Genomic DNA, 11,014 nt, shown 5'->3' with positions numbered 1-11,014 from the left:
TCCGGAGGCTGTTCGAGCAGCCGTTGTAAGGATGGCAACGCCAGCACGGGATTTCTGACGATGTCGTCGGAGCGGTGACGCTGAGGTGTCGACGGGATGGGATCCATAGTGGAGATCCTTGAATGAGAGGATGGGAAAATGGGCGGTCAGCGCTCACCGGCGAAGTAGCCGGGTCGTCCGGCGATTTCGGCCGCGGCAAACGGGACAAACCCGACATCACCGTCATGGATGGGATGTATCGCTGGATTGCCCGGCTCTGCGAGTTCAGGACGCGTCTTCGGACATCCCGATATGTGAGCGAGTCGCTCGGACGGCATCGAGGAACTCAGTGCCTATGGCGAGAGCACGCTGAAGTTTGTCTCCCTCCATGTCGCCACCGTGGACGGTCGCGTACATCGTGTTCAGGGCGGCGTCGAGGTCGCCATTCGTCTTGGGCAGGCCTCCATTTTCGCGATTCCAGTCGAGCACCTGGCGTAGGGAGAGCGCCTCGCCTTCCATTCCTCGAGCTCTCGCCAAGTCCACTACGGCGCGCTCGATATCGATCCGCATCTGGACGACCTCCCATTGCGGAAACTCCCGCTCGAGATCCTTGGGCGTGGGAAGTGCGGCTTCGAGTTGCGGAGGCAGGGACACTCGGTACTCGGCCACGCCCATAGGTTTCGACGCGTCTCGGAGCGCGTACTCAACGACAATTGAGTTCTTTCCCTTGCAGAGGATCATCCCGATGCTCGGAGCATCTGCTGGATGTCTGAGCAGATCATCGACCGCGGAGAGATAGAAGTTCATCTTTCCGGCGAACTCGGGCTTAAAGTCTTCGACCTTCAGTTCAATGACGACGAAACACCGCAGGGCTAGGTGGTAGAATAGGAGGTCAAGGTAGTAGTCCTGACCGCCAACCTTCAGCTGGTACTGGCTGCCGACAAAGGCGAACCCCTTTCCCAGCTCTAGGATCATCTGGCGAACATGCTCGATCAGGCTGCGCTCGAGGTCGCGCTCGGAGATGTCCGTACCGAGACCCAGGAAATCGAAGGTGTATGGGTCCTTGATGAGCTGCTGGGCGAGATCCGATTGCGGCTTCGGGAGGGTCCGCTCGAAGTTGGTGATGGCCTTGCCTTGACGGTGGACCAGGCCGCTCTCAATCTGGTGCTCGAGCACAGCCCGGCTCCAGCCTTGCTCGATCGCCTGGCGGGCGTACCAGATTCGCTCCTCGGGGTCCTGAAGTGCCTCGAGGAGGCGGAGGTTATGGCCCCAGGGCAATTGTGCAACGAGCTGTTGCACAATCTCGGGATTGGGGTAGGCCTCGGCGAAAGCCCGCATATATTTGAGATTCCGGGCCGACAAGCCCTGCATTTCGGGAAAGTCGCGTCGGAGGTCCTCGGACAGCCGATCGATGACCCGGGCTCCCCACCCTTCCGCCGTCTGCCTGGCCAAGATCTCGCGTCCGATGGACCAGTAGAGCAACACCAGGCTTTGGTTGACGGCCGTGGCCGTGCGAAGGCGCGCGGTCCGGATCCGCTCCTTCAGCTCGCGCAACAGGGACGCGTAATCGTAGCCTGCAGGGATCGAATTTGATGGGCTCATGAGCCAAGGATAGCAGGCTGCCCAGGCCTATGGCAGCGCTCTACGAGCTCGGCCGACGCCCGATAGGAAGGCCCCGGAACGAGGCCGGGGCCGATGTTGAGCGGACGACGTCAGACGGCGGCGATATCGATAGGCCGGACTCCGACACGCTTGGAGAGCAGCGACACCCGATAGGACTTGGCGCAGGCCTGCGCCAGGCAACCCCCAAGGTTCCAACCATCGGCGTGTCCGACAATCTTGCCACGCTCCCGGCCCAGCTTGAGGGCGAGACGCGCGACCTCCATGGTGATCACCATATCCTTGGCGCCGATGGCGGTGATGAATTCGGCAACCGCGGCCTCGGCCTGGCTGATCCTCTCCGGCATAACCACGCTGCCGGCCGGCGACTTCACCCGAGCCAGACCGACGACGGCCTCAACCACGGATAGCGGCGAGACATAGATTTTTCCGCCAGCAGCAGCCAAGCGCGCCATGAGGGACACCCCGTCGCGCTGCCGGGCCAGAATGGCGATGATCGCGGAGCCGTCCAGCAACATCATCGATCCTCCCAGAGCCGATCGCTGAACACCTTTTCGTCAAAGGCGGGATCCGTCGGTCCCATTGCGTCTGCGAGCGAAAGGGCCTTGTCCAGGCGCGCGACCATGGGCGGACTTTCTCCGACGCGCTCCAATTCGTGGCTAAGAGCCATCCGAACAGCTTCGGTGACGGTCTTGGCGCCGGAGGCCTCCTTGAGGCGCTCGGCCAACTGCCGGACATCATCATCTCGGACATACAGAGACATCGGATATTCCTCCTCGAATATTCGTATATCTAAAATTGCATATCCCGGCTGCGGCAGTGTGCCCCGAGCCCGGATAGCCCACAGGGAAACGGCCGGAGGGGCATTCCCTTGGCTTGGGCCGAACATGCCCCTCCGGCCTCTCGGCGCCGGGCGCCTCGATCCCTGTGGACAATCCTGCATCCAGCCTGGCCCCGGTCCGCCGAGCGAGGTGGGCGGCCGGAGACCGGCCGCCCTGCCCATGCCCCTCAACTGGCCTGGTAGCGCCTCCACACGAGCTGGAAGCGGTTCGGATCGGCATCGGTGGGGAACAGGGTCGCGTTGATCGGACCGGAGAGGGACGGGTCGTCTAGCGTGACGCTGTAAAACACCATCGCGTTGTTCCTGGACTGGCGCTTCCAGGCTGCCCCGACTTGGACGTCCGTGGCGAAGATGATGAAGTCGGGGGCGTCCCGGCTGTCGCTCGAGCCGTCGGCTGGGACGATCCGGACGGATTGGCGGAATTCCAGGGTCTTGACCGATCCCTCGAAGGTTTCGCCGGTGCGGGTAAAGTTTCCGATCTGAGCCATTTGAATTCTCCTTGGTTTCTGTGGTCTGCGCTTCGGTTGCGCATGCAACCGAAGGTGCCCAGGCGGCGAGCCAAGGAAGGGAATTGGCGCATCTTCAGGGGTCGGCCGGGTGGCGGGGCTCTGCCCCGAGGCCGCAGCCGCCCCGGACCCACGCGCAGGGCCGCAGGCCCGAGCATGGGGAGGACGGCGAGGACCGGTCATCCGACCGACAAGACGGCGCGTGCGCCGGCGCCTGCCCCTGGCGCCAAGGGAAACCTAGGTTTCCCAGCTGGCCGCGGAGCGGCCTGGCTCGCCCGTCCCGCGGGCGAGCTGATGAGTGAGCGGCGGTCAGCCGCCAGTGACGAGTGACAAGCGCCGTGCTCATGGAGAGTGCGGACGGCGAAAGTGAACCAGGATTCCCGTGGACTGGGCCGGGAGAGGGCGACGACGGGATGACCTGCGGCGCCCAGGGCTGATGGCCCTGGCGATGTGGCGGGAATAGACTGAAACGACGTGCCAGTAGGCGGCCATCGGTGCCTTGCGCGAGTGCCAGGACGCTTCGGCACGGGTGCCGGCGTCAAACGCGAGTTCGCGGAGCAGGGCTTCTAGCACCGCGCGGACCTCCGGAGGCTGTTCGAGCAGCCGTTGTAAGGATGGCAACGCCAGCACGGGATTTCTGACGATGTCGTCGGAGCGGTGACGCTGAGGTGTCGACGGGATGGGATCCATGGTGGAGATCCTTGAATGAGAGGATGGGAAAAAGGCGGTCAGCGCTCACCGGCGAAGTAGCCGGGTCGCCCGGCGATTTCGGCCGCGGTGAGGATGTCGGCGAAGAGGGGCAGGCGCTTCTCCAGGCGGCGCCGGAGATTACGGCGGCGTGCCGCCGCCCTCGCCTCCTGGCTCCACCGCCGCATCGGCTTCGCGTCGAGGAAGTCGATCGTGATGGCGTAGCCGCCGCGCCATGCCGGATTGTCCGGGCTGAGTGAGGCGCCAGTGATGGCGACCAGGCGGCCGTTGGGTGCGAGCCTGGCTAGGGCGGAGGTGACATGGCGCAAGGCGACGTCGGAAATCCTACCGTCGCCATGGGCGAGCGCCGAGAAGGGCGGGTTCATGAGCACAACTGACGGGACGGCGAGAGGATCCAGGCGATCGTGGATTTGGATCGCGTCGTGACGGGTGACGGTGCCGGCGAACAAGCTGGCCAGGATCCCGGCGCGGGTCTCGGCGTACTCATTGAGAATGAGGCCAGAGCCGGCCATCTCGGCCAGGATGGCCAGCAGGCCGGTGCCGGCGGACGGCTCCAGCACCAGATCCTGCGGCGTGAGGGCGGCAGTGGTGGCCGCGGCCAGGCCGAGCCCGATCGGCGTGCTGAATTGCTGCAGGTCATGGCTCTCCTGCGAGCGCCGGGTGTGGGTCGGCAGCAGGCCGGCCACGCGGTCGAGGAGCTGCAGCATCGCCGCCGGCGTCGGGGCACGACGCCGAAGGGCGGGTGCGAACTTCCGGAGGAAGAGGACGGTGGCCGCTTCGCAAGCCTCATAAGCCAGCTTCCAGCTCCAGGCGCCCGTGGCGTCGGAGGCGCCGAAGGCGGCCTCCATGGCACTGCGAAGCGCGGTGGCATCGATTCGGCGCCCGGCTTCCAGATGCGGTTGAAGATGGCGCGCTGCGATGACGATCGCAGCGGCGGCGGCGACCGGGGCGGTGGTAGCGACGGGAGTGACGACGGCGGGGACCATTGTGGGCTCCTGAAAAGAGAAAGCACGGCGCTGGGCCGGGCTGGGTGTCATCGGAAGGTCGCGGAGCGGATCAGGCGGCTTGGGCGGTCGCCGCGGCCGGCGCCTGTAAAGCGTGCAGGAAGTCGGCCGCTCGGCTCGCGAGGCTGGCGGCCTGGAAGATGGCGCGTTTGTCCTCTTTCAGGACCTTGAGCCAATGATCGAGGTATGCGGCGTGATCCTCGCGCGGCGTCGCCTCGATCCCGAGATCCGCGCAGAGGAAGGCTGAGCCGAGCTCGGCAACCAGCTCCTCGCGGGCATAGACGGAATCCCCGAAGCGTTCACCGAATGTGCGGTCGCAGCGATGCTTGGCGCCGGCCCAGTGGACCAGCTCGTGCAGCAGCACCCCAAAGAACCGCTCGACTGAACTGAACGCAGTGCGGGGCGGCATGGCGATGAGGTCGGGACCGGGGGCGTAATACGCCCGGTCGCCGCCGAGGGCGAGGACGGCGCCGGTGCTGGTGACGAACGCTTCGGCTGCGCGGATGCGGTCCGGCTCAGCCGTCGGCGCCGGAATAGCGGCAAGCTCCGCCGGCAGGCTGTCACACTGCTCGACGTTGAACACCGTGTAGGCCTTGAGGAAGGGGATCTGCGTCTCGACGGCGTCACCGGTGGCCTGATCCTCGGCCATCCGATTGAAGGTTGAGGCATAGACGACGGTGGTGCCGCGCTCGCCCTTGCGGACGGCGCCGCCGGCTTCGAGTGCCTGTTTGAACGTGATCCAGGTCGGGGCAGTGTAGCCGGCCACCTCTGCAGCACCCCAGAGGATGAGTGTGTTGATGCCGCGATAGGGTTCGCCGGTGTATCGCCGCGGCCGGGTCATGCCGCGACCGCTGGTCGACCACGGCTTGATCCAGGGGCGGACGCCCAGCTCGAGTTGGGCCAGGATCCGGTTGGTCACTTCGGCATGAACGTCGCGGGGGGTGGCCATGGGGCGCTCCTGAAGGAGATGGGTTCCGGCACCGCTCTCTCGCGACACCGGATTCACCCCTCCCCTGCCCTCCTCTCCCTCTCGACCACGGTGCAGAGCGACCGTCGGTCGGTCAGAGCCGGAATTCGAGCGCCAGGCACTGATGGGCACGGTGCCGCTCCAGCATCGAGCGATAGAAAGCTTTCCGGTTCTCGCGCCGCGCCGGATCGCGGCGGACATTTGCCGCCAGGACGCGCGATGCCGCGCGGACAACGGCGACATCCGGCGCCCAGTTGTGGATGCCGAGGCGGAGATAGGTCCCTTCCATGCTGCGCTCCCAGCGGGTGAAGAGCCCGGCTCTATGGCCGGGCTCGAGGTGGTGCAATTGAGGTCAGTGGGTGCCGATCGACGGGCCGGCCGCTGCGCGCTGGCGACAGTTCTGGCGCCAAGCCAGGGCGTAGGGCTGCGATGTCGGCGTCAGCCGATCGAGGATGTGCGTCGGGCAGCCGAATGACCGCGGTCCCATGGCTTCCGAAATCGGCTTATAGCCGAGGGACGGTCCGCCATCGCTCTCCACCAGGCAGACCAGGCCGAAGACGACACGATCATCGGTCCCCGTCCAGGCCAGCTCGACGGCCGCGTAGTAGACGCCGTCGTCGCCGAACACGGAGTCGAGCACCGACGATCGGCGTTCCTCGTTGTCGTAGGTGAATTCGAGATCGAGAAACTCCTTGGCGGACGCGCTCGTCCGAAGGCTGATCCAGCCCATGGCCGGCTCCTTTGTGATGCTTGTGGATGGAGGCGGATTGCGGGGAGGTTCCAGCCACCCCGCTCGCGGCCTATTTGGCAGCCGCGAGGAACTCGTCGTCGCCGGCTGCCAGGTCCTCGACCGGTTCCGCGCCCGCGCCGTCGAGGAAATCAGGAAGGGCTTCCTCGTCCTGACCGACCGGTGCCGCAGGCAGGTCAATCGGATGGTGGCGCAGCAGTTCCGGCAGCCAGCCCGACCCGGAGAGGAGACGTTCGGCCTCTCGGGCCATGTCGCCCTTCTTGAGGTGGGCGATCAACTGAGCCGTGTGCTCGCCCTTTGCCTCGCGGACGGCGTCCAGGATGCGAGTCTTGGTCACCCGGCTCAAATAATTGTCGGAGGTCGGCTGCCAGGCCTCGGCCACCATGTCGAGTCCGACGGCACGCGCGACACGGTCGGCGCTGACGATCCGGCGCCGCATTGTGTCCGGCGAGGTCCGGCCGTTGTCGTATTTGGGACGCTCGTCCACGGCAGTGACGCCGAGGGAGATCAGGTGGGCGAGGAGATCCGCGCGGGCGCCATCATCGAGGGCGGTCAGATACTCCCAAAGGGCCGCCTCGTCCTCGGGCAACCGCGCCTTCCAGGCGTCACGCCGTTCAGCCATGGCCAAGGCTGCAGGCGTGTGTTTCAGCTCCGGGTTCTGGACGACGAACATGGTCTCGACGACAGAGGCCTCAAGGCAGCTCGTCACGTAACCCCTGGTACGCGACGCTCGGTACAGCTTGTTGAGCAGGATCGTCATCGCGACGTGGCGGACCGCGGTCAGCTCCATGACGAGGGTGTCTGACAGGGGCCGTTCGGGTTCGACATCCTCGGCCTGTTCCGGGGCCGGCTCGACGGGACCGCCGCCAATCGTGATGATCGCGGTCCGGATGCGAGGAGAGTCCTCGGGCGATGGCGCGGGGATGGCGGCAGCACTCCCCTCCCCCTCATCCGTGTCGAGTGTTTGGTCGTCTTCCGACGGTTCATCTTCCTCCCGGACATAGCCGCGATCGATAGACAGATGGCCAGCGGCGTCGATGGAGACGAAGGCGCCGGCGATCGCCACTTCAGCCGGGTCGTAGACGAGTGGCAGATCGTCAAGGGAGTCGATTTCGGCAACAATCCGATCGACGCGGTCACGGATTTCCTGCGGCGAGTGCTCCAACGGACCGTGGGTCGCCCGGAGTGTGTCGAGTTCGGCCTCGAGGCCTGCATAGCGTTCCTCCTGCTCGGGCGTAAGCGCCGGCGGAGAGGCGTCGAGCTGGCGGTGCTCATAGTCGTAGCCATAGGGCAGGTCGAACACGACATCGACCCATTTCCAGCCCTCCGCGGCGACAGGTTCTGCCGCGGCGTTCAGCTTCTCCATAGCCAGGCGCTCAATGAGGGCCACGTCGTCGATCCATCCTCCCTGGTCCTGTTCGAACAAATCGCGGCGGACGTGTCCTCCGGCGGCCTCATAGGCAGTGAGACCGACGAACCGGACGCGGTAATCGGTGACCCGGATGGATGTTTCTGTCACGGCACGCCGGATGACGCTGACGGCATTGCCGCCCTCGTAGCGGCCGACGATCGCCTCCCAGACCGCTTCCTGCCGGGCATGATCCTCCGTGAGCGTGAAGGCCTGCAGCTGGCCCAGAGTCATCAGGTCCGCCTCGTAGGCAGCAAGTAGCTTCGGCGATACCCGGGCGAGACGACGGCGTTGCTGGACGACCTGAAGGCTGACGAAGTGGCGGGCGGCGATTTCCTCGTCGGCGAACTTCAGCTCGGCGAGGCGCTCGAAGGCGCGGAACTGATCGAGGGGATGGAGGCCCACACGCAACTCGTTTTCGGACAGGGAATCGTCTTCTGCAACGCCCTCGGTCCGAACCATGCAGGGGATCGGCGCGTCCTTATCCAAGCGCTTGCGCTGGACGAGGAGGTGCAGGGCTTCGAGGCGACGCCCGCCATAGGTGACGTGGTAGCGGTCGGTCTCGTTGCCGGCCTCATCGTAGATTGGCCTGGCACCAAGGTTTTCGAGGAGGACGCCACGGTTGTCGATGTCGTCGGCGAGATCCTCGATGGTCATGCCCGTCTTGACCTTGCGGACATTGGCCGAGCTGCGCTCGAGTTTGTCGAGCGGGATGACGCGGGGCTGATTGAGGGCGAGCTTCGTCTGAGCGGTTTTGGCCATCTGGGGCACTCCGGACGGGGGCCGAGAGCCACTCTCTCGAACCCTTACCCGTCGCCCCCTCCGCTGCCCTCCTCCCGCTCTGGTTTCGCGCGGTGCCGGCGAAACGATGCCTGATTGGCGCGTAGGTTGGCGCCACGTCGCGAGAGGTATCGCTTTTACCTCGAAGGGGACAAGACGCCCGGGGTGGCTCGGCGGAACAAAGTGGAGGAGAGCCGGGCCCCGCTGTGTCGGGGCTCGCCACACCTATCTTGGTGGTGTCTCGATGATCGGACTTTCGTGGGGGAATCATGCGCACCGGATCTCCGTCCGAGCGGCTGGTGTCACTGCTAGGTCTTCTTGGAATAAGGGTTAAGAAAGGGATAGGACAGATTCGACGCCAAAATTCTGCTTTGAAATGAGGAGCTTACGGAATTGTGAGCGCGCGAGAAGCCTACCCGTGAATCGCCTAGCAACGCGCGACTTTCCTCCCGGAGGCCGGTGACCGCGCGGAAATCCTCCCCACGACGCGCGAGTCTCCTACCCACTGTTTTTCGGGGTGCGCGAGATGCCTCCCCCCGAGTGCGCCGCATTCCTCCCGGGTCGGTTTGCTCGGTAGCGACCTCCGAACCGCCTGTAGATGCGTGATGCGCGCGATTCCTCCGCAGCTGACAGACAAGAATCATGGAGAGGGCGTCCTCTGGTCGACCGGGACGCGCGCGTTATTCCTCCCCAATTCGGGCAGCCAGTAATCGCCACGGCAAGCCGCTGCGCGTGATTCCTCCTCAATGTGGGATCCGAGTCGCCTTCGAATCGTATTTGGAGCGCCAGTTGAGCCCGTGAATGGGGGTTCCTGTGGTCCCCGATACACTGGCGCGCGCGTCATTCCCCTGCATCCGGAGCCACCGGTTCCGCCAGGGGCGCGTGATTCCTCCCCGATCGCGTAGGACTCCTCCCCATTCGCGCGTGTTTCCCCTCCATGACATCGGAGAGGTACGCTGTATAGTGTAGCCGGCCTGTGGAAAGCACTGCAGATTGGGGTTGGGGCATGTCGGCCGAGAATGGCACACCGCTGCAGTTCGTGTTCTGGGAGACGATCCCGGCGGATCGATCCGGATACACCAACACCATTGAGTTTTACGATCTGCTGCCCCGGTACCTCTTCGGCGAGCAACCCTCTGATAAGAGCAGCCTTGCCCGGGAGTTCGAGTTTGCTGGGACGCCCTATAGAGTGGTCGTGACCCCGGCCCAGTTCCAGAACCCGGACGGAACGGAGACGATCGCGTTCCCGGGCGAGCGGGAGCAGATTGTAGAGGACGTGATCCGGCGGCTGAGCGTAGAGCAGGACCGGTTAAAGTTAAATTCGACCTCGCAGCGCGTGGAATTCGCATTCACCATCTACGAGCTACAGAAAGAACTCCGGCGGGTTAATCACAGCCTTTCTCGAACCGAGATAAAGCAGGCGCTGCAGATCCTCAACCGGTCGTTCTTTGAGGTCACCAAGCAGGGCACGAAGAAGCCGATGGTGTCGAGCACCGCATTCCCAACGTTGAGCGTCATGGACACCGCCGACGAGGGATCCAAGCGGGTTCTGACGTTCAACGACCTGGTGGCGGAAGGCCTGAAGCGGCTGCATTTCCGGCCAATCGACTATGAGCGACTGATGGCGATCAAGACTGGGCCCGGCCGCTGGCTCTACAAGCGTATGGTTCAGCGCTTCACCCAAGCGGGTGGTTTCCTCTCCTACGATATCCTAGCTTCGTCGATAGCCAGGGATAGTGGGATGAGTGAGAGGAGCCGCTGGCGCGATACGTTGAAGAAGGTTGACCGGGCGGTGCAATCGCTCGCGGACGCCGGCATCGTTGACTCGTTCAATCGTGTGGAACGTCGCGACGAGAAGACTCGAAAAATCCTGGACGTGTATTACACGATCTATCCGGACCGGGAGTTCTGCCGCGATCAGAAGTGGGCGAACTCGATGACTAACGAGGCGCAGACGGAGTTTGCGCGTATCAGTGGCCAAGCCGAGGCAGAGAAATTCGTCATTGTGCCGTTCGATGAGGTGCGGAAGCTCCGTAGCCAGAAGCGTGGGGGCCGCCAAATTTCTCCGAACAGCTCTTCCCTCCCCTTGTTCCGAAAGGGGTGATCAGTTCGCTGTCTGGGAACGGCGAAGCGGTCCTCATACCTGTGAACAATCCTCCCGGAGCTGTATGACGATTGGACAGGGCTTATTTGCCGTCAGCTAAGTCCAAAAGTCTGGCCAAGGCCTTGGGATAGCTGAGATTCCCTGCTTCAGCGAAGTCGATGAAGCGCTGAACCACCGAGACGGGCGCCCGCATGCTCAGCGGGTGAAGGGGTTCCATCGGGTCCTTCTTTCGTCTCGGGACCGTATAATGGACCTCGTCGGGCCGAGTAGGTTCGCGTGTCGTGAAGCCGCTTGCGGCGGCGGCGGCGTCGATTGCTTTTGTGTCAATTCCGGTAACTGGCGCCGGTCG

Annotated in this window: 11 protein-coding genes; 1 reads left to right on the top strand and 10 read right to left on the bottom strand. The window is 64.4% G+C overall.

Translation table 11 applies throughout. The features are described 5' to 3' along the window. Positions 1 to 264 precede the first annotated feature (264 nt). From AC3XYG_RS01490 to AC3XYG_RS01450, 9 genes are all read right to left on the bottom strand, one after another. On the bottom strand, positions 265 to 1,533 hold the full coding sequence (locus AC3XYG_RS01490; protein WP_489138040.1) for a PDDEXK nuclease domain-containing protein: 1,269 nt from the start codon (positions 1,531 to 1,533) through the stop codon (positions 265 to 267). 158 nt (positions 1,534 to 1,691) lie between these two features. Continuing rightward, positions 1,692 to 2,120: a PIN domain-containing protein gene (locus tag AC3XYG_RS01485; RefSeq protein ID WP_489138039.1), complete on the bottom strand. Its 429-nt coding sequence runs from the start codon at positions 2,118 to 2,120 to the stop codon at positions 1,692 to 1,694. Next, a complete protein-coding gene (locus tag AC3XYG_RS01480) occupies positions 2,117 to 2,362 on the bottom strand; it encodes a type II toxin-antitoxin system VapB family antitoxin (RefSeq protein ID WP_489138038.1) in 246 nt (81 codons plus the stop codon). The genes AC3XYG_RS01485 and AC3XYG_RS01480 overlap by 4 nt, the downstream gene beginning before the upstream one ends. Before the next feature lie 245 nt (positions 2,363 to 2,607). Continuing rightward, positions 2,608 to 2,928 carry a DUF736 domain-containing protein gene (locus AC3XYG_RS01475; RefSeq protein ID WP_489138037.1) on the bottom strand — a complete coding sequence of 107 codons (321 nt, stop codon included), beginning with the start codon at positions 2,926 to 2,928 and terminating at the stop codon, positions 2,608 to 2,610. A gap of 746 nt (positions 2,929 to 3,674) precedes the next feature. Beyond that, on the bottom strand, positions 3,675 to 4,640 hold the full coding sequence (locus tag AC3XYG_RS01470) for a hypothetical protein (RefSeq protein ID WP_489138036.1): 966 nt from the start codon (positions 4,638 to 4,640) through the stop codon (positions 3,675 to 3,677). A gap of 70 nt (positions 4,641 to 4,710) precedes the next feature. Beyond that, the gene (locus AC3XYG_RS01465) at positions 4,711 to 5,607 is read right to left on the bottom strand and encodes an ArdC family protein (protein ID WP_489138035.1); all 897 of its coding nucleotides are present in this window, start codon (positions 5,605 to 5,607) and stop codon (positions 4,711 to 4,713) included. A gap of 112 nt (positions 5,608 to 5,719) precedes the next feature. Further along, a complete protein-coding gene (locus AC3XYG_RS01460) occupies positions 5,720 to 5,914 on the bottom strand; it encodes a hypothetical protein (RefSeq protein WP_489138034.1) in 195 nt (64 codons plus the stop codon). Positions 5,915 to 5,977: 63 nt separating this feature from the next. After that, complete coding sequence (locus AC3XYG_RS01455) at positions 5,978 to 6,355, bottom strand: hypothetical protein (protein ID WP_489138033.1); 378 nt, start codon at positions 6,353 to 6,355, stop codon at positions 5,978 to 5,980. Positions 6,356 to 6,425: 70 nt separating this feature from the next. Beyond that, complete coding sequence (locus tag AC3XYG_RS01450) at positions 6,426 to 8,543, bottom strand: ParB/RepB/Spo0J family partition protein (RefSeq protein ID WP_489138032.1); 2,118 nt, start codon at positions 8,541 to 8,543, stop codon at positions 6,426 to 6,428. 1,024 nt (positions 8,544 to 9,567) lie between these two features. On the opposite strand from AC3XYG_RS01450, the gene AC3XYG_RS01445 reads away from it, so the two are divergent. Beyond that, on the top strand, positions 9,568 to 10,665 hold the full coding sequence (locus tag AC3XYG_RS01445) for a hypothetical protein (protein WP_489138031.1): 1,098 nt from the start codon (positions 9,568 to 9,570) through the stop codon (positions 10,663 to 10,665). Positions 10,666 to 10,747: 82 nt separating this feature from the next. On the opposite strand, the gene AC3XYG_RS01440 is transcribed toward AC3XYG_RS01445, so the two are convergent. Further along, a partial coding sequence (locus AC3XYG_RS01440) for a hypothetical protein (RefSeq protein WP_489138030.1) occupies positions 10,748 to 11,014 on the bottom strand: 267 nt, incomplete at its 5' end.

The sequence above is a fragment of the Inquilinus sp. genome (assembly GCF_057815775.1).
The sequence above is the reverse complement of the archived record's forward strand: the minus strand, read 5'-3'. Positions and strand labels throughout refer to the sequence as shown.

Bases quoted from the DNA above. Each gene is read 5' to 3' on its own strand.
- AC3XYG_RS01485 (WP_489138039.1), bottom strand. From the start codon at position 2,120: ATGATGTTGCTGGACGGCTCCGCGATCATCGCCATTCTGGCCCGGCAG.
- AC3XYG_RS01480 (WP_489138038.1), bottom strand. From the start codon at position 2,362: ATGTCTCTGTATGTCCGAGATGATGATGTCCGGCAGTTGGCCGAGCGC.
- AC3XYG_RS01475 (WP_489138037.1), bottom strand. From the start codon at position 2,928: ATGGCTCAGATCGGAAACTTTACCCGCACCGGCGAAACCTTCGAGGGA.
- AC3XYG_RS01470 (WP_489138036.1), bottom strand. From the start codon at position 4,640: ATGGTCCCCGCCGTCGTCACTCCCGTCGCTACCACCGCCCCGGTCGCC.
- AC3XYG_RS01465 (WP_489138035.1), bottom strand. From the start codon at position 5,607: ATGGCCACCCCCCGCGACGTTCATGCCGAAGTGACCAACCGGATCCTG.
- AC3XYG_RS01460 (WP_489138034.1), bottom strand. From the start codon at position 5,914: ATGGAAGGGACCTATCTCCGCCTCGGCATCCACAACTGGGCGCCGGAT.
- AC3XYG_RS01455 (WP_489138033.1), bottom strand. From the start codon at position 6,355: ATGGGCTGGATCAGCCTTCGGACGAGCGCGTCCGCCAAGGAGTTTCTC.
- AC3XYG_RS01450 (WP_489138032.1), bottom strand. From the start codon at position 8,543: ATGGCCAAAACCGCTCAGACGAAGCTCGCCCTCAATCAGCCCCGCGTC.
- AC3XYG_RS01445 (WP_489138031.1), top strand. From the start codon at position 9,568: ATGTCGGCCGAGAATGGCACACCGCTGCAGTTCGTGTTCTGGGAGACG.